This is a genomic window from Azonexus sp. (assembly GCF_030824335.1).
Classification (GTDB): Bacteria; Pseudomonadota; Gammaproteobacteria; order Burkholderiales; family Rhodocyclaceae; genus Azonexus.
This window is the reverse complement of sequence record NZ_JAVBXX010000013.1, coordinates 65,002-86,920: the sequence shown is the minus strand read 5'-3', so window position 1 is coordinate 86,920 and position 21,919 is coordinate 65,002. Positions and strand designations below refer to the sequence as shown.

The window sequence follows — 21,919 nt, the reverse complement described above, 5'->3', positions numbered from 1 at the left end:
GCAACAATGCTTAATGTACGTCTGACAGACCGGCACGCAGCAGGTCACGGATCAGTTGGCGGGCAACTGCCGAGAGTGCTTCGCGGCTCCAGCCGCTCTTGCCGCCGGCGCCGCTCCACAGGGCTTCGCCTGAAGCGACATCGATGATTTCCAGGGTGACGCCGGCTGCCGGTTCGCCATCGACGCCGACTTTGTAGCGCCACTCGTCGACCGAGCCGGTGAGTGCGTAGCGGGCGCCTTGTTCGCGGGCCCAGGCCAAAGCTTCATCCTGCTTGCGTTCAGTGCCGTCAAACAGCGTTTCCTGCTGGGCGCTTGCCGGATAGCGTTTGACCTTGGCCGTGATCTGGGTGCGCAGCAGGGACTCAGCGATTGCCTCGGCCCGATTGCCGGCCAGCGGGGTTTCAGTGTGATTGGCGAATGGCAGTACCGCCCAAGTGGCATTGCCTGCCAACTTCGGCGGTGTTCCCCGGTCGAGGGTAGAGCAGCCGGCGAGAAGTGTCAGGAGGCTGACCAGCAGGGTGGCCGTCAGGCGCCGCAGATGGGAGATTTCAATGGTCATGGCGTTTCCAGTGGGTTCGTAAGGGTAATTAATAATGGATTCGGTATTTCAATTGCAAATTTCGTGTGGTGCCAGGGGTTGTTGTGCCAGCTTTGCCCAGGCGCCAGGCAAGACTCAGATGATCGGCGCCGAATAGGCTGCCAGCAATCCCGAATAGCAAGTCGTAGCCGGCACCTTGTTCGCTGTGCCAGGTGGCTGCCACGCTGGCGAATGGCCGGGTGGCCCGCGTGTATTCCTGTTCGTAACGGACATCGGTGGATACCCGTAATCCGTAAAGCTGGAAATTTTCCGGCAGGAAGTCGGTCGGGCCGGGGGTATAGCCGTCGGGAAAGTAATTGACGTAAGCCATGTCCCGCGAATTCAAGTCGGACAGGTCGCTAGGTCTGCTGTACCGGTGATTGGACCAGAATGCGCTGAGTTCGAGATCGCGTGCTTCCTGGCGATAGGTATGCGCGTAGGTCAATGAGGTGTGCTGGCCGCTACCGACACGTCCCCCTGTCTGGAGTGCGTAGCGTTCGCTGGCGTGGTCGAGAAAGATTCTATCCATGCGGGTTGGCCGGTAGCGCAAACTGATTGATGCGCTGTCCTTCATCCCGGCCATACGAAGGGCCAGGCTTTCCTGCGTGGGTTGTCGGACAGCCAGGCCGATGCGTAGCGATAGCCGACTGTCGATGACTCGTTCGTGTTCGATGGCAACAGGCGTGTAGGTATCAAAACTCTTGCGTTGTTCCAGCCTGAAAACGGTTTCGTTTGCGTCACGCCGCCAGTTGATGCGGGCACTGAAAAAAGTTTCGTTGGGTGGTCTGACGACGATGGCTTCGTCCGTGCTTTCGCGGCGGATTTTTCCGGCTTGCAGATCGAGCGAAATTTGTGGGTCGATGGCCAGGTGAAAGTCGCTGAACCCCTGTTGTTCATCCAGTCCGCTGAGTTTTTGCTGGCTCATTTCGAAGCCGGCATGATCGCTGAACATCAGCAGGTTTTCTGTTAACTGCAAGTGTGTCGGGTTGTCGTCTACCTGGTCCTGTTGTGCTTCGAAAGCAGCGGATTGGGCCAAGCGGATATCGTGGACGGCACGGGCGGCATTGACTCGGTCATAGCGGGGCAGGCGTTCGTCAAAACTTTCAAGCAGGTCGCCGCTGGCGGCCCTGTCGTCTTCGGCTAGTGCCACGGTAATGTCGGCCCAGAGCGGGCGGTTGGTGCGCAGACTGCGGCTTCGTGCGTACTGATGCCACAGGAAGCCGCGTTCGGCGGTGAATTCTGCACTGTCCTGGAACCAGCCGATGGCTGTTTCTGCCGCAGCGTTGGAGTAATTTCCCTGAGCATCACGGTCGAGTCGGAGCAATTCACGCAGGGTCTCTGTGCCGACGTCACCGCGATTCTGGGTCAGCATGAGACGCGCACGCGCATTGCGCCGGGTTTGCTCCAGTCCCTTTTCGGTCAGCCAGTTGCGTCGCGCGGCTTGGGCAGTCGTGGCCCCGGATTGTTCCCGGGCGGCTTGCCATTCGCTGGACAGCAGATAACGGCGCAGACGCCAGGCGCGATCACTTTGCTGATTTTGATCCAGCGCATCGCAGTAGTTCATCAGCCAGAGGAAGTCGTTGCGCTTTGCCGCGAGCTGAGGCGTCAAGTAACGTTGTAGCGAGACTTGGGGCAGCGACAGCGCTTGGTAGGCGGAGCCCAGCGAGTCATGAAGTGCCGGATCGGTACTCCATTCGGCTTCGTGGGCGGCGAGTAGTTGGCGAATTGCAGCAGCATCGTTGGTGTCGATGAACAGCCACAGCAGCGCCTGACGCATTGCCGTCGAATCGGGGGCCTGGCGCAGACCGGTTTGGAAATCATGCCGCGCCTGAGCAAAGCGTCCGGCGTTTTGATGCCAAGAGCCGGTTAAGCGCAAAAATTCGGGAATGGCCTGCATTTTCCTGAGACTGTGCTTTGTCGCTTCCGGGGCGGGATCCAGTTGCTTGATCAGGCGTCCAATATCCGTCCATTGATTGCGCCCAAACAGTAGTGTCATGGTTTGCAGCAGATGACGCGGTTCGGAAAAGCGTTGCCAAGCCAGCTCGGACACTTTGGCTGCTTCGAGTGGCGCAGTATCGACCAGCAGGCGGATCAGCGCATCGTAATCGCTCAATTCTGCGTGTTCTGCTTCGATCAGGCTCCGGAAAGCCGTGATTGCCAGCTTGTCCTGATTTTCACGCTCTGCCAGTTGTCCGGTCAGGCGGAGAGCTTCGATGTTTGCTTCGGAGGATCCCGCGTCAGAACCCGGTTTGGCCATTTCCAGCCAAGTCAGCGCTTCCCGGCCTTTGTCATAAGTCAGGAACAGGATGGCGGCGCGCAGGGCTCGGGCGGTGGTGATTTGTGCCGGGTCGCGGAACAAGGTTTGCCAGCTAGTCATGGCAATCCCCGTTTCGCCTGCTCGCTCCGACAGGTCGGCCAATAATTCGAGGTATTCGGGCCGGCCAGTCTGCTGTATCAATTTTTGCAGATAGGCGATAGCTGGCTTGGGTTCGCCAATGCGTTCGTAGGTAAAAACCAGTTGAGTGGTCAACTGCAGGTCGTTTGGCTGTCGCCCTATCTGGTAGCGTAAACCTTCAATCAGCGCGGGGTCGTCGAATAGTCCCGGAGCCAGGCGGAGAACCGATTGCCAGGCGCTGTCATCGCCGGTCTTGCGGGCCATGACCAACCATTGGTTGAGGGCAATTTTCGGGCGACTCGTCCATTCGGAAACTTCGGCCAGACGTTTTCGCCATTCGAAATTATCCGGTGCCTGACGGACGGCAGCGTCGGCGACTTTCCAGGCATCTTCCGGCTTTTGATTTTCCAGGAAAACGTCGTAGCCCAATTTGTATATCTTGTCGTCAAAAGGGAGTTCCGGCCCCTTTTGCCCTGCGTTCATCGATACCGGCTGGAAGTTGCCTTGGCCCCAGGCATTGGCGATTTTGGCCAGTTCAATCTGCCGTAACAGGGACAGGCGGAGAAGTTGCCGGGCATAGTAGTCAGCGCGGTCTGGTCGCCCGGCGGCCCGGGCCAGATTGGTGATCAGGATCAGCGTTTCCTGATCGTTTGCCAGGTCGCCTAGTTCGCGTTCAGCGAGTTCGAGCGCGGTACCGGGCTGGTTTCCAGATTGCAGTGTCTTGATGGCAATGTGGAAATAGCGTCGGGCAAGCAGTGGATCGTTCGCACTGTGACGGGCGAGCATGTATAACTCGCTGCTGTTGCGATAATTGCCGCTAGCCAATGCTTTACTGGCAGCCTTGTCGTAAACCTGTATGGCCTGCTGCGGGTCGCCAATTACTTGAGAGAACTGCTTGTACAACTGATGGCCCAAGGCAAAAAAATCGTACTTGAAGGCGCTCGCAGCAAGCTGCGAGATACGTTCGGCTTCCCATTTCAGCCCGGCCATGCGCTGCAATTGTTGTTTTAATGCCTGCAGTCTGCTGGGACGGGAGGCGTCATTCTTGGGGATGCGGCTGAATTCAAGTTCGGCAATTTCCCAAATTACCCATTGAGCGTTCTGTTGAATTTCCGGTGATGGACTTTCAAGTGCCGGCTTTAAAGTCTCCATCGCCTTGGCGCTGTCGCCGAGCAAAACCTGGCGTTGGGCGAGGAGTAGGCGTAATTGTGGATTGTTCGGGTCGCTACGCAGCAGATTGTCCAGATAAGCGACGGAGAGCGCTGTATCGGGGGTGTGCGACAGGCGCCGCTCAAGATCCAGGCGTGGATAGAGCAAAAGCAGGACGAGCAAAGCCATACCAGCGAACAGGCCGATCAGCCAGTTCGGGGCAAGGTTTGGCCGCTTATCGGGCCGGACAGTCGATCCGGATTTTTGCTGTGACATCGTTCAGGCGAAAATGGCGAAGCGTGCCTTGTGCGGCAGCTTCACTTCTGGCCGGCAGAATGGCGCGGTTATTGGCCTGGACGCGGCAGGTATCGCTTGCGCCCAAGGCAAATTGCAGTGCTACGTGGCCTTGCAGGGTGAACTCGATCCTGTTCTTGCGCTGGTCTGCGTTCCAGTTGTTTAGTCGAGCATTGGCTTCTGCAAGGTAAGGGGCTTCTGCTGTGGGGGCTTGTGTGGTTTCGAAACTGGCGGTTTGACCCGTCATGTGAATGTATTTTCCCTCGGGGCCATCGAAGAAGCCGGCAACCCCGGTGCTGCTGTCGAGTTTTGGCCGTCCAAGCGCAGCCGGGAGACGGAGTGTGCGTAATTCGCCGTTGCTGCGGACACGCCAGAACTTGCCTTCACGCGCTAGCGCGAGACTGTGGAAATCTTGCACTTTGCGGATGTACTCTGAGGCAAAAACTGGATGTAGTGGTTGTTTCAGTGCCCAGTCCAAGGCTTTTTGTACAGCCTTCAAGCCAGCACGCTTGCTTGCCGAATAGGTGTGATAGTAGATATCGACCGGCTTGATTCGACGGGGGTGTCCGGTCATGGTGAAGCTTTCGATCACGCGTTCGTAACCGTAATAGGGGCCGCGCCACAGGTTGGTATAGATGTTTTCGTTGGTGATCGGTGCGTAGACTTGCAGTAAGCCATCCCTGAGCAGGCCGTGAGCACCAATCGCGGTCAGCGTTGGATTGGCGTGACTGATCGAGGTGTCGCCACCATTCATGTTCAGCAGTCCGGCACGCTGCAAGATTTTCATTGCATCCGTGCCGGGAGCTGTGTCACCAGACCAGAGCAGGATACTCACCGGTTTGCCTGGTGGCGCCAGACGGGTTTTGATGTATTCGATGGAACCGATGATTTCCCGGGTCAGATCCATTTTGTAGCCCGGAATTTCCAGGTGATATTCGGCTTCCGGGTCATCCAGGAATAGTCCGTGGCGGGCGTTGACATTCCACAGGTAGGGATGGGCATAGGTGTGGCTGGCAATTTCCACATGGGGCAGGCGGAACATGCGTCTGGCGATATCTTCCAGCTGAGGACTGAGTTTTGGGAACAGGCCGTGCGGTGCAGTTTCGCCTTCAATGACGGACATCGTTGTAGGAATGCGGTATTTCTCCAGAATCTCGCTCAGGAGTACTTGTGCCGCCAGTGGGCTGCCTGGAAATTCAGCAAGAGAGGGGAATCCATCACCATCGATATGCGAGAAGAAGAGTCGACGGCCGTTTTCGGTCGTAACGTCGGGTATGGGAAGCTGCTCGAGTTTTAGCGCGGCAATGAGAAAAGCAAACGGATCGATAGACCAGCGGGCTCGCCCTGTTCCAGGTACTTCTTCAACGGCGAATGGGTCAAGAATGAAGCCGCCCCAAGGCAGTATTGCACCAGCGGTGAATTTCTTGCCGGCCTGGTCGCTCAGCTCGACAAGGTTTTCGCCTGCACTTTCGTTGCGCAAGCGGAAGGGTGGAATTTCGTTGCGCTGTGCCTGGGGTTTTTTTTCCAGGCCCAGCATGGTGTGCTGTCGGGAAATTACCAACTCTCCTTGGGCGGTTTCCGGTTGCAGGATGAGCCCCAGGTTCCCAGCCTGGGCGGGGGTTAATGAATAACCCAGGTCGCCGATCATGGCGACCGGAAGTCCGTCCTTGATGCGCGCTTGAATCCATTGGCCTAGGCGTCGCCCGGCTTGCTCTGGTAATTGTCCGGAAAACCAGGTGGCGATTGCCGCGTAGCGATCACGCCCAATGTGGGTGGGCAGGGGTTGGCGTGCATCCAGGTAGTCAACCACATAGCCATGATGATTCAACGGCATTTGCAGGAAGCGGTGGGCATTCGAATAGCGCAAGGCCGGTGACTCGGCGCTGTCGTAAATAATGAGAATACGTCTGGGGACAGGCTCGAATTGCCCGATGCCAACGCTGGTCAGTGCCCAGTCGGTGACCCAAGGGGTAAATCCATCAGCTTTGATGCGATCGGCTGTTTCGCGTGTCAGTTCACGATCGGTCGGCGCTACATAGTCAATGGCAAGTACCGGGATGCCGGACTCGTCGCGTACCTTCTTCATCTGGCCGAGCAACCACTCGCGGTCTGCTTCCGGGACAGCCTCGTAGCGCTTCTGTCCTGCGTTCCAGCGTCGGTATAGTGACTCTGCAGCCACCATCTCGATTTTGCCGCGCAAGTTCGGGACAATTTCAAAGCCCCGGTTGAGGATCAGGCGAATTCCTGGGTAGCGCTTGTGTAGCGTTTCGATGACTTTAATCAAGCCGGCCTGTTGGGCAGCTTCGTCAAATTTTTTGGCCAGGCGATAGGAGTCGAGCGTGTCGAGGAAAAATCCCCGGTAGCCTTTTTGCCACAAGGGGCCGACCACGCGTTCTGCAAAAAAGTTCGGCCAGTCTGCTGGTGTCTGATCGATGACTTCTGCATTCCACTCGCCATTGCGCGCCATTTTCCATTGCGCCGGAATGTCCTTGTAATATGGTCGGGAGGCTTGAACTTCTGCAACCGAAACATAGGCAAAAGGTTCGGTTCCCGTTTGGCGCAACACTTCCGGGCGATGCCCGTGGTCGGGTTCAACAACCAGGATGTCGAAAATGCGCAGGTCTTCGATGGGGATGTCGGTACCGTAATGCAGGGCAACGGAAGGTGCGGTCCTGGCGCTTGTGGCGAAGAGGACTAAAGCCAGCAGGAAAAGCAGTTTCTTGAAGGACACGTGGGCTGGAATACGATTGGCGAAGAGATATGCGATGCCCTTTTAGCTGAGCATATCTCTCGATTCGCTGCGCTTGGCTTGATGACGACGCAGGCATCATAGTAGAAAAGCCCGTGAAATACACTTGCAGCTAACTCACGGAAATTCACGGCTAACTCACGGGTATTGTCCGTGGTTATGCAAATTTATTACGAGATGTCCAGCATCCGGTCAAGGGCCAGGCGGGCGAATTTGACTTCGTGTTCCGGCACCTTGATCTGATTCACCACCTTGCCTTCGGCCAGGTTTTCCAGGGTCCAGGCGAGATGTTGTGGATCGATGCGCTGCATCGTCGAGCACATGCAGATGGTGGTGGCCATGAACTGGACGATCTTGTTCTGTGGCAATACCTCCTTGGCCAGTCGGTCGACCAGGTTCAATTCGGTACCAACCAGCCAGCGCGTGTTTTCCGGTGCTTCCTTGATGGTTTTGACAATGTGCTCGGTCGAACCGACGTAATCGGATGCGGCGCAGACCTCGAAATTACATTCGGGGTGAGCGATCACTTTTCCTTCCGGGTGCTTGGCGCGGAAAGCGTCGATGTGCGACTTCTGGAACATCTGGTGTACCGAGCAGTGCCCCTTCCATAGCAGGATTTTTGCCTTCTTGATCTGGTCGACCGTAAGACCGCCCATTTCCAGGTCCGGGTCCCAGACGACCATTTCATCCATCGGGAAACCCATCTGGTGACCGGTCCATCGGCCTAGGTGCTGATCCGGGAAGAACAGAACTTTTGGCCGACGCTCGAAGGCCCACTTGGCGATGGTGCCGGCATTCGACGATGTGCACACGATACCGCCGTGTTCGCCGCAGAAGGCCTTCAAGTCGGCCGCAGAGTTGATATAAGTGACCGGTGTGACCTCTGCTTCGGCATTCAGTACTTCGTTCAGTTCGCGCCAGCAGCGCTCTACCTTGGCCAGGTTCGCCATGTCGGCCATCGAGCAACCGGCCGCGAGGTCGGGGAGGATGGCGATCTGGTGCGGTGCCGTCATGATGTCGGCCACTTCGGCCATGAAGTGCACGCCGCAGAAAATGACGTATTCGGAATCGGTCTGCGCGGCGAGTTTGGACAGTTTCAGGGAATCGCCAGTCAAGTCTGCATGCTGATAGACATCGGCACGCTGATAGTGGTGGCCGAGAATGACTGCGCGTTTGCCGAGCTTGGCGCGGGCGACGCGAATGCGCTCCTGGCAAGCTTCGTCGGAAAGCGTGTTGAAGTTATCGAAGGAGATGGTCGCTGTTTGCATACTGTTTTCTCGAAAATTCCTGATTTTTGCGACCATTGGAAAATGGGGGGATTCCACGGTCGACCGCAATTTTCCTGCTTTTTTAGCCCTGGTGCCAAGGCAGGCCTGTCTTGCGCCAGCCGCCAATGCGGTTGCGCTGACCATTTGCATCTTTGTCGCCCTCGAAACCTTCGAGCACGTTGTAACAGTTGTTGTAGCCATTTTCGCTGGCCACGACGGCCGCGCCAATGGAGCGAACGCCACTGCGGCAGACGAACATGACCAGCGCTTCCGGATCGACCTGGCGTTTCAGTTCGGCCAGGAAGTGCGGGTTGCGCACGCCGCCGGGGTACTGGTTCCATTCGATTTCGACCGCGTCGGGAATGCGGCCGACCCAGTCCCATTCGGCACGTGTACGGACGTCGACCAGTTTGGCGCCGGGGGCGAGTTGCCACAGGTCGAACGCTTCCTGTGGCGTCAGTTCGCCTTGGTACGGGCGTTCCAGCCCTGCGGCGCGGGTCCGCGCAATGGCGAGGATTTCTGCGAGTTTGCCCATGATGGTTCGCTGCTAGAATCGAGGGGGCTACAGTATAGGACAGAGTACATGAGAGACGGACATCAAGCACCGCAAGCTTCTGCGGTCGACCGCGCTGCCGAGGCACAAAAGGCAACCTGGGTCAGTGTGGTCGTCAATCTGGCACTGACTGTTGCCCAGTTGGTGGTCGGTTGGCTGGCTCATTCCCAGTCTTTGATCGCCCATGGTTTGCATTCCTTTTCCGATCTGTTGTCCGACTTTCTGGTCATCTGGGCCAGTCGGCAGAGTGCCTTGCCGGCCGATCGGGCGCACCCGTATGGTCATGGTCGCGTTGAAACGGCAGCGACGCTGGCGCTGGGAATTTCGCTGGTTCTCATTGGTGCGGGCATCCTCTGGGATTCCGGTTTGCGTCTGCAGCATAGCGAAAGCTTGCCCGTCATCGAAATGATGGCATTCTGGATTGCCGTGCTGACAGTGGTCGCCAAAGAAGGTTTGTATCGCTACTTGATCCGTGTGGCGGAAAAGCAGCGTTCCCAACTGTTGACCGCAAATGCCCTGCATACGCGGGCTGACGCAGCATCCGCGCTGGTGGTCGTGGTTGGTATTGGCGGTGCCTTGCTGGGCTGGGGCTTTCTTGACCTGCTTGCTGCGGTTTTGATGGGGTTCATGATCCTGCGCATGGGGGCGAGCCTGGCCTGGGGGGCGATCAAGGAGTTGATCGATACCGGGCTGGAAGAAACGCAGGTTGAGGCTATCCGGGCGACGCTGCGGGCCACGCCGGGGGTCCTTGGTCTGCATGAATTGCGGACGCGGCGCATGGCGCATCAGGTGCTGGTTGATGCCCATGTCCAGGTCAGTCCGCGGATCAGCGTGTCGGAAGGGCATCGCATTGCCGAGTCGGCGCGTGCCCGGGTGTTGCGTGAACACGCCGAAGTGCTTGATGTGCTGGTGCATATCGATCCCGAGGATGATGTCGACCCGGATGTCGGGGCGCTGCGTCTGCCCGGTCGCGAGGCGCTGCTGCCCATGCTCGTACCACTGCTTGTCGGCCTGCCAGCACCGGAAAAGGTGGTTTTGCATTATCTGAAGGGCCGGATTGAAGTTGATCTCTATTTCGAGCAGTCCTGTTTTGCCAGTGCTGAAGCCATGCGACAGGCTGAGTCACTGCTTGCGACGCGTCTGCGCGAGTTGCCGATGGTGTGCACTCTGCGCTTGAATTGCTTTAATGCACCATAGTGGTGCCGTGCGTGTGTGGCGGCATTGTTTTGGTGCATTTGTTTTCGAGCCTGCACGGCCAAGCCCTTGTGGCACAATATCGAATTACTCGAGCCGGCCTTGGCATGCTTTCTGCTCACTTCCGCTCGTTGTGATTTTTTTGGTTATCGCCGGTATCGCCGGCTAGCTGCTTTCTTAGGAGACTAACGCTTATGGCAACCCCGCAAGACGTGATCAAGCTGATCAAGGAAAATGACGCAAAGTTCGTCGATTTCCGCTTCACCGATACCCGTGGCAAGGAACAGCACGTCACCGTGCCGGTTTCCGCCTTTAGCGAAGACAAGTTCGAAAACGGTCACGCTTTCGACGGTTCGTCCATCGCCGGCTGGAAAGGTATCCAAGCTTCCGACATGCAGTTGAACCCGGATCCGGCAACTGCCTATATCGATCCGTTCTACGACGAAACCACCGTCGTCCTGACCTGTGACGTCGTTGATCCGGCTGACGGCCGTGGTTACGACCGCGACCCGCGTTCCATCGCCAAGCGCGCCGAAGCCTATCTGAAGGCCTCCGGTATTGGCGACACCGCCTACTTCGGTCCGGAACCTGAATTCTTCATTTTCGATGGCGTCGAATGGTCTGTCGACATGTCCGGTTGCTCGCTGAAGATCCATTCCGCTGAAGCGGCTTGGGGCTCCGGTGAGAAGAGCGACGGCAATGGTGCTACCGGCCATCGTCCGACGGTCAAGGGCGGCTATTTCCCGGTTCCGCCGGTCGACAGCCTGCACGACATCCGTTCTGCCATGGTCCTGACCCTGGAAGCCATCGGTTGCCCGGTTGAAGTGCATCACCACGAAGTAGCCAATGCCGGCCAGTGCGAAATCGGTACCGTGTTCAACACGCTGGTCAAGCGTGCCGACCAGACCCAGATGCTGAAGTACGTGGTGCACAATGTGGCCCACCAGTACGGCAAGACCGCTACCTTCATGCCGAAGCCCATCGTTGGTGACAACGGTTCCGGCATGCACGTGCACCAGTCGATCTGGAAAGACGGCAAGAACCTGTTCGCCGGCGACCAGTACGCCGGCCTGTCCGAAACCGCCCTGTACTACATTGGCGGCATCATCAAGCACGCCAAGGCGCTGAACGCGATCACCAATCCGGGTACCAACTCCTACAAGCGTCTGGTCCCGCATTACGAAGCACCGGTCAAACTGGCTTACTCGGCCAAGAACCGTTCGGCTTCGATCCGTATCCCGTTCGTTGCCTCGACCAAGGCTCGTCGTATCGAAACCCGCTTCCCGGATCCGATCGCCAATCCGTACCTGTGCTTCGCCGCGCTGTTGATGGCTGGTCTGGACGGTATCCAGAACAAGATCCACCCGGGCGATCCGGCTGACAAGAACCTGTACGACCTGCCGCCGGAAGAAGATGCAAAGATCCCGACCGTCTGCGCGTCGCTCGAGGAAGCCCTGGAAAACCTGGACAAGGATCGCGAGTTCCTGACCCGTGGTGGCGTCTTCTCCAACGACTGGATCGATGCCTTCATCGCCCTGAAGATGGATGAAGTAAACAAGGTTCGCATGACGACCCACCCGGTCGAGTTCGATCTGTACTACAGCTGCTAAGCCTCCGGCGCTCAGCTCAGCAAGGGCGAGGGATTCCTCGCCCTTTTTTTGTTTCTTTTTTTCTGCGTCAGTCCTTAAGTCCGGTAGACTCGGGAGCCAAAGAGGAACGATGACGATGACACGTAAGCTGCTTATCCTGTGCATTGCGCTCACGCCGTTGACGCTAGCCGCCCAGACAATTTACAAATGTACGGATGCCGCTGGCGGCGTCCTGATTTCAAACAGTCGCGTAAACAAGAATTGCCAGGCGATTGTCAGTGAAGAGCATGCCGTCATTCCGGCGCCCCGTGCGCCTGCGGCCAAGGCTTCGGCCAACCCGACGCCAGCGGGCTTTCCCCGCGTCCAGGAAGGTGCGCAGAAGGCGCGTGACAATGATCGGCGCCATATCCTTGAACAAGAGCTGGCCGGTGAGCAGCGCAATCTCGATCAGGCGCGCAAGGAGCTTGCCGAGCAGGAAGCGATGCGTCCAGGTTCGGTGGAGCGGACTGCTTCTTACCGCGATCGGGTCGCCCAGTTTGAGCGCAATATCCAGGCAATACAGAAAGAGCTGACTAATCTGCGCTAACGTCAGGGGCGAGTTGCTGGCATGGGGCTGTGATCCAGCGCGCCGACTTTGTGCCATGCCGCATAGAGTGCCGGCAGGAAAAACAGGGTCAGCGCAGTGGCTACGATCAAGCCACCCATGATGGCAATCGCCATCGGGCCGAAGAAATCGTTGCGTGATAGCGGGATCATCGCCAGAACGGCTGCCGCTGCGGTCAGAACGATGGGTCGCAAGCGACGCACCGTGGCTTCGATGATTGCTTCGCTGCGCGCCCGGCCGCCTGCCAGATCCTGTTCGATCTGGTCGACCAGGATGACAGAGTTGCGCATGATCATGCCGAACAGCGCGATGGTGCCCAGTAACGCCATGAAACCGAAAGGTTTGTTGAATAGCAGCAGGAACAGCACGATACCGATAATGCCGAGCGGTGCGGTCAGCAAGACCATGATGACGCGTGAGACGCTCTGCAACTGAATCATCAGGATGGTGATTACTGCGAGGATGAATAGCGGAATGCCTGCCATCACCGAACCAGCGCCTTTGCTTGATTCTTCCACCGAGCCGCCGGTGCTTACCTTGTAGCCGGCCGGTAGTCGGGCCTGCAGGGCGGCCATCGCAGGCTGCAGGTGGCTGGCTGCCGTTGCCGGTTGTGTGTCGCCGTACAGGTTGGCGCGCACCGTGATGGTGGGTAAGCGGTCACGACGCCAGATCAGGCCGGGTTCGAATGCGGGTTTGATCCTTGCCACCTGGCTGAGCGGCACGCTCTTGCCGCTGCTGCTCGGCAACATCAGGCTGGGCAGGGCGGAGAGCCGGCTACGCTCTTCTGTGCTGCCGCGCAAAACGATATCGATCTGCTTGCTGCCTTCGCGCAGATTGGTGACGGTATAGCCTTGCAACGACATGCCGAGTAGATTGGCAATATCCTGACTGGAGACACCGAGCAGTCTTGCCTTATCTTGGTCGATCTCGATGGCGATGGATTTTGACAGCTCGTACCAGTCGAAATTGATATTGGAAAGCGTTGTTTCCTGACGCATCAATGCGGCAACTTCCTCGGCAATCTCGCGCAATGTGCCAATGTCTTCGCCGGACACCCGGTATTGCACCGGGTAGCCAACTGGTGGGCCATTTTCGATGCGGGCGATGTTGGCGCGTACGCCGGACGGGTCGTTTTTGTAATATTCGATCAGTCGACCGCGCAAGGCTTCACGCGCTTCGACACTGCGTGTCGAAATGATGAACTGGCCGACATTGCTGGCCGGCAATTGCTGGTCCAGTGCCAGGAAGTAGCGAGGGGCGCCGCTGCCGATCCAGGCGATATACTGTGCAAAGTCGTCGTGCTGTTCCCTGTCTTGCTCCAGCCATTGCTCCAGTGTTTTGACTGCCTGTTCGGCGGCCGGTAGCGAAGCGCCTTCCTGCAGGCGCAGTTCAATATTCAGTTCGAGGCGGGTTGAGTTGGGGAAAAACTGTTTCTGTACCTGGCCCATGCCTGCCATGGAAAGCGCGAACAGCGCCAGGGTGCCACCGATAACCCACCAGCGATACCTGACGCAGAATCCGACCAGAACCCGGAAGCGTTGGTAGAACGCAGTGCCGTAGACGTCGTGGTCCGCCGCCTGATTGGGTCCGTAAACACCAAGTCGTTGCCCCAGTCGGGCGAGTATCGGCCAGCGTTTGCCGATCGTGCCAGGTTCGTGGACAATTTGTGGGTTGGGCAGCAATTTGTAGCCCAGCCACGGAATGGCGATGACGGCGGCCAGCCACGAAATGATCAAGGCAATCGCATTGATCTGGAAAAAGGCAAAAGCGTATTCGCCTGTCGATGATTGGGCCAGTGCGATGGGAATGAAACCGGCGACCGTGACCAGCGTGCCGGATAGCATCGGGCCGGCAGTGCTGGTGTAGGCGAAGGAGGCGGCGCGTGTGCGTTCCCAGCCTTGCTCCATCTTGACCCACATCATTTCGACCGCAATGATCGCATCGTCGACCAGCAGGCCGAGCGCCAGGATCAGGGCGCCGAGCGAAACCTTGTGCAAACCGACGCCGAGCAGGTGCATGGCAAGGAAGGTCGCGGCCAGCACCAGTGGAATGGAAATCGCCACGACCAGCCCGGTGCGCAAGCCGAGGCTGATGAAGGTGACCAGCAGGACGACGATGACGGCCTCGCTCAATGCCATCACGAATGCTTGAATCGAGCGCTTGACGGCAATCGGTTGGCTGACTGCCTCGTTGATTTCGACGCCGACCGGCAGCTTCGGCCGCAGTTCGTTCAGGCGCTGCTCCAATGCCTGGCCAAGGGTGATGATGTCGCCGCCCGGTGCCATGACCACGCCGATGGCCAGTGCCGGCTGGTTGGCATAGCGCACGCGCACGCCCGCTGGGTCGCTGGTGCCGCGTTTCACGGTGGCGATGTCGCCCAAGCGGAAGCTGCGCCCATTGGCCCGGATCAGCGTGTCGGCGATGCTTTGCTCGCTGGTGAAAGCACCGCCCGGTCGAATCTGGATGCGTTCCTCTTCCAGTTCGAAAAAGCCGGCGCCGGCCATGGCATTTTGCTGCGCCAGCGCCTGGGTGATCGCGGCAAAATCGATACCTAGCGTGGCCAGTTTTGCATTGGACAACTCGACGAAAATCTTTTCGTCCTGAATGCCGAATATCTCCACCTTGCCGACATTGCTGACGCGCAACAGTTCGTCGCGCAGGCGTTCGGCCTGATCCTTCAATTGCGCATCGTTCAGGCCTTCTCCGGTCAACGCATAAATATTGCCAAAAACGTCGCCGAACTCATCGTTAAAAAACGGTCCTTGAATGCCGTTAGGCAGCGTGTGGCGAATATCTCCGATCTTCTTGCGGACCTGGTAGAACACCTCGGGCATTTGCTTTGAGCGGATGGCTTCCCGGGTGAAAAACATGACGGTCGATTCGCCGGTTCGCGAGTAGCTGATCAAGCGATCAAGGGAAGGCAGCTCCTGCAGCTTTTTCTCGATCCGGTCGGTCAGTTGCTGCTCCACCTGTTGCGCTGTGGCGCCCGGCCAGAGGGTGCGGATCACCATCACCTTGAAGGTAAAGGGCGGATCTTCTGCCTGCCCCAATTTGCCGTAAGCAACAATACCCAACAGGGCCAGGGCAAACATGAAGTAACCGACCAGCGTGCGGTGATGCAAGGTCCAGTCGGACAAGTTGAAGCGCTGACTCACTGCAGGGTTCCTTTATCGCTGGGCAGCCGGCGCGGGCGCGATTTTGGCGATGACGGCCTGGCCATCAGCGAGGTGGGAAATCCCGGCAACGACGACGGACTCGCCCGCCTGCAGGCCCTCGGCAATGCTGACGCCGTCTTCCCTGAATTCGCCGACGCGAACCGCTCGTCGCTCCAGTTTGCCTGCCTTGACCACCCAGACGAACGGCCCTTTGCCCTGGTCGCCAAGTGCGGCCAGCGGAATCAGCGGTAATGCCTGGGTCGGCTTGTCTGTGCTCTCCGGCATGACACGGGCGGTCATGCCCAGGCGCACCTGGGGTGGAGGATCGATCAGACGGATGCGGGCCGGATAGGTGCGTGTCTGCGCATCGGCCACCGCACCCAATTCACGCAAGCGGCCGGCGATGATGGTTTTCGGATCGGCCCACAGGTGGACCGCAAAATTCTGCACCGCCCGGATTTCGTCGATCCGGCTTTCCGGGACGGCAATCTGGATTTCCTTTTCTTCCGGGCGGGCGACCCGGAAAACGGCTTGTCCGGCGGCGACAACCTGTCCGGCATCGGCCAGAACCGCGCTGATCACGGCAGGGAATTCGCTGCTCAAGGTGCCGTAGTCGGCCTGGTTGCTGCTGATGCGGCGTTGCGCCTGCGCCTGTTCAAGGCGGGCGCGGGCACTGTTGAAGGCATGCAGACGGGCGTCGTAGGCAGCTTGGCTGACGAATTTCTTGCTCAGCAGGTCGGCGTAGCGTTCACGTTCGGCTGCACTGGTGGCGACTTCGCTTTCTGCTGCGCTCAATTGTGCGGCGGTTGCGCTGGCGGCCAACTGAAGGTCCGTTGGGTCAAGGCGGGCCAGCGGTTGGCCGGCACGGATTTCGCTACCGGTATCCGCCAATCGGGCGACAATTTTTCCACCCACGCGGAAAGCCAGTTCTACTTCGTGTCTGGCACGCACCTCCCCGGTAAAGACGCTGCCCTTCGATGGTGCGTCTGTGGCAACATGCACTAAAACGGTGCGGTTGATGTCCGTGGGCGTTGTGTCTCGGTTGCAGCCCGGCAGTAAACCCAGGGCGGCAAACAGCAGGGGTAGGAAAAAACGTTCGGCGGGGCGCATGGGGTTAGGTCAAAAGGAGTCTTTGGATGATAGTGAGTGCTTGGTCATTAAAGCAAGCAATGTCTTGGAGGGGTAATGCCTTCAGGATAGGTGGTGCTTCCTGTTCCGAGGCCCGGCAGTTCGCGGCAGTTATTGCAGAAATAGCATCATGAACGTGACACATGCCAATTTTGCCGGGCTGGATTTGCTGGCTTCCGCAGTCCTGTTGATCGATGACGGACAAAATATCCGCTACCTCAACCCGGCCGGGGAAAACCTGCTCGCCGTGAGTAGTCGGGCCGTTCTGGGCCGCCGATTGGGTGAGGTCTGCAAGTGCTCATCAACCCTGCAGTCGGCCATTGATAACGGGCTGCACAACAACTGGGGTTATACCGGGCAAAACATCGCACTAGGGCGGGCGGATGGCGAGATGCTGCATCTGAACTGCACGGTGACCCCGCTACGTCCGGATATCGCGGCCGGCATGCGCCTGCTGCTCGAATTGCAGCCGATCGACCATCATCTGGCAGCAACGCGTGAAGAGCGATTGCTTGAGCAGCAGCAGGCAAATCGTGAATTGATCCGCAATCTGGCGCACGAAATCAAGAATCCGCTGGGTGGAATTCGCGGTGCAGCGCAATTGCTCGAGCATGAGCTCGCCGGTCTGTCCAATGCGCCGTCACTGAAGGAATATACCCAGGTCATCATAAAGGAGGCGGATCGCCTGCAGGATTTGATGCAGCGACTGCTCACGCCGCATCGGGCGATGCTGCCGGCAACGGTCAATATCCATGAAATTCTCGAGCGCGTGCGCAGCTTGCTGACCGCCGAATTTTCCGAAGGCCTGCATGTACAACGCGATTACGACACCAGCCTGCCGGAGCTGGTCGGGGATCGCGAACAACTCATCCAGGCGGTCCTGAATATCGGGCGCAATGCAGCGCAAGCGATGGCCGGGCAGGGTGAAATCATCCTGCGGACGCGTGCCTTGCGGCAGGTCACGTTGGCCAAGAAGCGCTATCGCCTGGCCATGGAAATCAAGGTCATCGATAACGGCCCAGGGATCCCGGAAGTCATTCGTGAGCGCATGTTCTACCCGCTGGTTTCCGGTCGTGAGGGCGGTAACGGGCTAGGTCTGACCATCGCCCAGAACTTCATTCAGCACCATCACGGCAGCATCGATTGCCAGAGTCGACCGGGGCAAACGGTATTTACGCTGCGCCTGCCGGTTGAGCCGGTCTGACTTTTGCTTTTACTTGCGTAATATGCAGATAGAAAGAGACAAATCACGATGAAACCGGTCTGGATTGTGGACGATGATCGTTCGATACGCTGGGTGCTGGAAAAGACGTTGTCCCGTGAAGGTATTGCCTTCGAAAGCTATGCCTCGGCCAGCGAAGCCATTGCCTGTCTGGAGGCCGGCGGCGAGCCGCCGCAGGTGCTGGTGTCCGATATCCGCATGCCTGGCCAGTCGGGACTGGAGTTGCTGCAGGAAGTGAAGACCCGCCATCCGGGTGTGCCGGTCATCATCATGACCGCCTATTCCGATCTGGAAAGCGCGGTCGCGGCGTTTCAAGGCGGTGCGTTCGAATATCTGCCCAAACCGTTTGATGTCGATCAGGCACTGGAATTGATCCGTCGAGCGATTGACGAGTCGATGCACCAGATCGGTGCGGCTGAGGAAGAGGGGCTGGTGCCGGAGATTCTCGGGCAAGCGCCAGCCATGCAGGAAGTGTTTCGTGCCATCGGCCGGCTCGCGCTGTCGCATGCCACCGTGCTAATTACCGGGGAGTCCGGTTCCGGCAAGGAACTGGTCGCCCGTGCCCTGCACCGACACAGCCCGCGCGCTGAGCGGCCTTTTGTGGCGATCAACACGGCAGCCATTCCGAAGGATTTGCTGGAGTCCGAACTGTTCGGCCACGAACGCGGCGCCTTTACCGGTGCCCAGGCGCAGCGGCGCGGCCGCTTCGAACAGGCCGAGGGCGGTACGCTGTTCCTCGACGAAATCGGCGACATGCCGTCCGAGTTGCAGACTCGTTTGCTGCGCGTGCTGTCCGACGGCCACTTCTATCGAGTCGGCGGCCATTCGCCGATCAAGGCCAATGTCCGGGTGATTGCCGCAACGCACCAGAATCTGGAAAGCCGGGTCAAGGATGGTTTGTTCCGGGAAGACCTGTTCCATCGTCTGAACGTGATTCGCATCCGTCTGCCGTCGCTGCGCGAGCGGCGCGAGGACGTGCCACTGCTGACCCGGCATTTCCTGCAAAAAAGTGCCCGCGAACTGGGTGTCGAAACCAAGCGCCTGTCCGAGCCGGCATTGAAATATTTGTGCGGTCTGGACTTTCAGGGCAATGTCCGGCAACTGGAAAACCTGTGCCACTGGCTGACCGTCATGGCGCCGGGGCAGCAGGTGGAAATCGGCGATCTGCCTAGCGAATTGCGCGAAGCGCCACCGCAAATGCTGGCCGGCGACTGGGAAAAATCCCTCGAAGGCGAGGTTGACCGCCTGCTGGCGCGCGGCGTGCCCGATGTGCATGGCGTGTTGTCGCAGACCTTCGAGCGCATCCTGATTTCGCGTGCCCTGGCCCATACCGGCGGCCGGCGGATCGAGGCGGCGCAGGCATTGGGTATCGGGCGCAATACCATCACGCGCAAGATCGCCGATCTGGGGATCGATGGCGGCAAGGAGGCAGCGGGAGAGTAGAATCTCGCGATGCCTCTGATCGATCCTGTCTTGCTCAAGACCCGGCTGGGAACCCAGGCCGGGCGTTTTGATGTTGATGCCCTCGCTGCCTGTGATTCGACCAGCAGCGAATTGTTGCGTCGGGCCGAGCGGGGCGCGCCGTCGGGCACGGTGATTGTCGCCGACGAGCAAAGTGCCGGGCGTGGCCGGCGCGGTCGGCAATGGCTTTCCGGGCCGGCATCGAGTCTGACTTTTTCCCTGTTGTGGCGTATTCCGGGCAGCGCTGCCGGTTTGTCCGGCTTGTCGCTGGCGGTTGGCGTGGCTGTGGCGCGCGGGCTGGAAAGTCTGGGGGCCCGCGGTGTGCGTCTCAAATGGCCGAACGACGTTTTGTTCGAGAATGACCGCGTGAATTCGGCACAACTTGGCGACAAGTTCGCCAAACTGGCCGGGATATTGATTGAACTGTCGAGTGACCGGCGTGGCGTCCAGGTGTGCATCGGTATCGGTCTGAATTTGCAAACGCCGGAAGCTGAATTAGCGCAAGCGGCGGCCGGTCTGGATCAGACGCTGGCCGGTCCGGTCGATCGTCATGCCGTGTTGGCGGCGATTTTGCTGGCCTTGATCGAGGTACTCGATACTTTTGCGGTCAACGGCTTTGCCGGCCTGAAAAACGAATGGCAGTCCCGGCATGCCTGGCAGGATCATCCGGTGCATCTGCTGGCCGATGGCGAGCACAGCCGCAGCGGCATTTGTCGCGGGGTCGATGACGATGGCGCGCTGCTGCTCGAAACGTCGGTGGGCATCGAACGCATACTGGCCGGCGACCTCAGTCTGCGTGCCGCATGATTCTCTGTCTGGACAGCGGCAATAGCCGCATCAAGTATGGTCTTTGGGCCGACGGTGTTTGGTTGGACAGCGGTGCACTGGTGCATGCTGACTGGCCGGCGCTTGGGCAGTTGGTTGCCCGCTGGTCGACGCCGACGCGCATCATGCTGGCCAATGTGGCCGGCCCCGCCGCCGAGGCCAATATTCGCCAGGGACTGGCAGCCTGGGCCGAATCCATCGAGGTCGTGCGCAGTTCGGCCGCTGCGTGCGGGGTGCGTAGTCATTACCAATATCCCGAACGGCTGGGCGTTGACCGCTGGTGCGCCTTGATCGGTGCGCGCAGTCTTTATGCTGGCGCGCTGTTGGTGGTCATGGCGGGAACAGCGACGACGATCGATACGCTGGATGCCGGGGGCAATTTCCTCGGCGGTTTCATCTTGCCCGGCCAGCACCTGATGTTGTCGGCACTGGCCCGCGATACCGCCGCGCTGCCTTTCGCCGACGGGCAATATGCCGGCTTGCCGCGCAATACCGAGGACGCCATCGTCAGCGGTGCCATCGAGGCCCAGGCCGGTGCCATCGAGCGGGCCTGGCAGCGCTTGCCGATTGGCGAACGGCATTGCCTGCTGTCCGGCGGCAACGCGCCCATGCTGGCGCAGCACCTTGCCATGCCGGCTGTACAGATGGAGAATCTGCCGCTGTACGGGTTGAAGGAAATGGCTCGTCAAACCTGAATCCAAGCAAGTCGTCGCCAAGGAGAAACGCATGTCCCTGATGGATTTCATCAAGAAGCAGTTCATCGATGTTGTGGCGTGGACCGAAGAGGATGACGGTACGCTGGCCTGGCGCTATCCCATGCAGGACATGGAAATCCAGAATGGCGCGAGCCTGACGGTACGCGAGTCGCAGCTGGCGCTGTTCGTCGACGAAGGTCAAATTGCCGACGTCTTTGAACCCGGCCGCTACCGGCTGACGACCAATACCTTGCCGCTGCTGACCAACCTGAAAAATTGGGACAAGCTGTTCGATTCGCCGTTCAAGAGCGACGTTTATTTCTACTCGACGCGCCAGCAACTCGATCAGAAATGGGGCACGCCGACGCCCATCGTCATTCGCGACAAGGATTTCGGCGCGGTACGCCTGCGCGCTTTCGGTATTTATGCCTGGCACCTCGTTGACCCGAAGATTTTCTATCGCAAGGTGTCCGGGACGCGTGAGCGTTATGGGCGCGAGGAACTCGAAGGCCAGTTGCGCAATAGTCTGGTTGCCGGCCTGAGCGATCTGTTTGCCAGTTCGGCCATTCCCTTCCTTGATCTGGCGGCCAATCAGGATCAACTGGGTCAGGCCATGCGGGAGAAGGCGGCGCCGCTGTTTGCCGAATTCGGCCTGCAACTCGATTCGCTGGTCGTGCAGAACTTTTCCCTGCCCGACGAATTGCAGAAAGTGCTCGATCAACGCATCGGCATGAACATGATCGGCGACATGCAGCGGTACACGCAGTTCCAGGTCGCCAACAGCATTCCCGATGCGGCGAAGAACGAAGGCGGGTTGGCCGCGATGGGCGTTGGTCTGGGCGCCGGGGTCGGTTTTGGTCAGGTAGTCGGCCAGTCGATGGCGAGTGCCTTGGCACCAGGTAATGGCGGCGCTGCGGCGACCTTGTCGGCCGATGAAATCGTCGCGACATTGGAAAAGCTGCACGGCTTGGTCGAAAAAGGAATACTTGCCCAGGCCGAGTTCGATGCGAAGAAAGCGGAATTACTCAAAAAACTCGGTTGACCGCAGTAATGCGTGGGCG

The 21,919-nt window shown here is 58.9% G+C and carries 15 protein-coding genes; 8 read left to right on the top strand and 7 right to left on the bottom strand.

Annotated features, from left to right (window positions below; genetic code table 11):
* Positions 1-10: 10 nt before the first annotated feature.
* The 5 genes from RCI20_RS09740 to RCI20_RS09720 all read right to left on the bottom strand — a co-directional run bounded on the left by RCI20_RS09740 (position 11) and on the right by RCI20_RS09720 (position 8,967).
* Positions 11-559 carry a hypothetical protein gene (locus RCI20_RS09740; RefSeq protein WP_306604925.1) on the bottom strand — a complete coding sequence of 183 codons (549 nt, stop codon included), beginning with the start codon at positions 557-559 and terminating at the stop codon, positions 11-13.
* A 28-nt stretch (positions 560-587) separates the two neighbouring features.
* Positions 588-4,397, bottom strand: a complete 3,810-nt coding sequence (locus tag RCI20_RS09735; protein ID WP_306604919.1) for a tetratricopeptide repeat protein — start codon at positions 4,395-4,397, stop codon at positions 588-590.
* Positions 4,357-7,146, bottom strand: a complete 2,790-nt coding sequence (locus RCI20_RS09730; RefSeq protein WP_306604913.1) for a bifunctional glycoside hydrolase 114/ polysaccharide deacetylase family protein — start codon at positions 7,144-7,146, stop codon at positions 4,357-4,359. Before RCI20_RS09730 ends, RCI20_RS09735 begins: the two co-directional genes overlap by 41 nt.
* Before the next feature lie 188 nt (positions 7,147-7,334).
* Positions 7,335-8,432 (bottom strand): quinolinate synthase NadA, encoded by a 1,098-nt coding sequence (gene nadA, locus RCI20_RS09725; protein ID WP_306604905.1) that lies wholly within the window; start codon positions 8,430-8,432, stop codon positions 7,335-7,337.
* 82 nt (positions 8,433-8,514) lie between these two features.
* Positions 8,515-8,967 (bottom strand): rhodanese-like domain-containing protein, encoded by a 453-nt coding sequence (locus tag RCI20_RS09720; protein WP_306604897.1) that lies wholly within the window; start codon positions 8,965-8,967, stop codon positions 8,515-8,517.
* Positions 8,968-9,015: 48 nt separating this feature from the next.
* On the opposite strand from RCI20_RS09720, the gene RCI20_RS09715 reads away from it, so the two are divergent.
* The 3 genes from RCI20_RS09715 to RCI20_RS09705 all read left to right on the top strand — a co-directional run bounded on the left by RCI20_RS09715 (position 9,016) and on the right by RCI20_RS09705 (position 12,354).
* Positions 9,016-10,182: a cation diffusion facilitator family transporter gene (locus RCI20_RS09715; protein ID WP_306604889.1), complete on the top strand. Its 1,167-nt coding sequence runs from the start codon at positions 9,016-9,018 to the stop codon at positions 10,180-10,182.
* 191 nt (positions 10,183-10,373) lie between these two features.
* The gene (gene glnA / locus RCI20_RS09710; protein ID WP_306604872.1) at positions 10,374-11,789 is read left to right on the top strand and encodes a type I glutamate--ammonia ligase; all 1,416 of its coding nucleotides are present in this window, start codon (positions 10,374-10,376) and stop codon (positions 11,787-11,789) included.
* A 115-nt stretch (positions 11,790-11,904) separates the two neighbouring features.
* Positions 11,905-12,354: a DUF4124 domain-containing protein gene (locus RCI20_RS09705; RefSeq protein ID WP_306604858.1), complete on the top strand. Its 450-nt coding sequence runs from the start codon at positions 11,905-11,907 to the stop codon at positions 12,352-12,354.
* Between the two features lie 2 nt (positions 12,355-12,356).
* Here RCI20_RS09705 and RCI20_RS09700 read toward each other — a convergent pair whose 3' ends face one another.
* Both RCI20_RS09700 and RCI20_RS09695 read right to left on the bottom strand, forming a co-directional pair.
* Positions 12,357-15,527, bottom strand: coding sequence for an efflux RND transporter permease subunit (locus RCI20_RS09700; RefSeq protein WP_306604856.1), 3,171 nt, complete (start codon positions 15,525-15,527; stop codon positions 12,357-12,359).
* Between the two features lie 12 nt (positions 15,528-15,539).
* A complete protein-coding gene (locus tag RCI20_RS09695) occupies positions 15,540-16,637 on the bottom strand; it encodes an efflux RND transporter periplasmic adaptor subunit (RefSeq protein WP_306604854.1) in 1,098 nt (365 codons plus the stop codon).
* Positions 16,638-16,785: 148 nt separating this feature from the next.
* Here RCI20_RS09695 and glnL point away from each other — a divergent pair, with 148 nt between their 5' ends.
* Genes glnL through RCI20_RS09670 form a run of 5 tightly spaced genes read left to right on the top strand, consistent with a single transcriptional unit; the run spans position 16,786 to position 21,900 of the window.
* A complete protein-coding gene (gene glnL / locus RCI20_RS09690; RefSeq protein ID WP_306604846.1) occupies positions 16,786-17,859 on the top strand; it encodes a nitrogen regulation protein NR(II) in 1,074 nt (357 codons plus the stop codon).
* Positions 17,860-17,907: 48 nt separating this feature from the next.
* On the top strand, positions 17,908-19,320 hold the full coding sequence (gene ntrC, locus RCI20_RS09685; protein ID WP_306604840.1) for a nitrogen regulation protein NR(I): 1,413 nt from the start codon (positions 17,908-17,910) through the stop codon (positions 19,318-19,320).
* 9 nt (positions 19,321-19,329) lie between these two features.
* Positions 19,330-20,145 (top strand): biotin--[acetyl-CoA-carboxylase] ligase, encoded by an 816-nt coding sequence (locus tag RCI20_RS09680; protein WP_306604833.1) that lies wholly within the window; start codon positions 19,330-19,332, stop codon positions 20,143-20,145.
* Complete coding sequence (locus RCI20_RS09675; protein WP_306604825.1) at positions 20,142-20,858, top strand: type III pantothenate kinase; 717 nt, start codon at positions 20,142-20,144, stop codon at positions 20,856-20,858. Before RCI20_RS09680 ends, RCI20_RS09675 begins: the two co-directional genes overlap by 4 nt.
* 31 nt (positions 20,859-20,889) lie before the next feature.
* Positions 20,890-21,900 (top strand): SPFH domain-containing protein, encoded by a 1,011-nt coding sequence (locus tag RCI20_RS09670; RefSeq protein WP_306604819.1) that lies wholly within the window; start codon positions 20,890-20,892, stop codon positions 21,898-21,900.
* Positions 21,901-21,919: the final 19 nt, after the last annotated feature.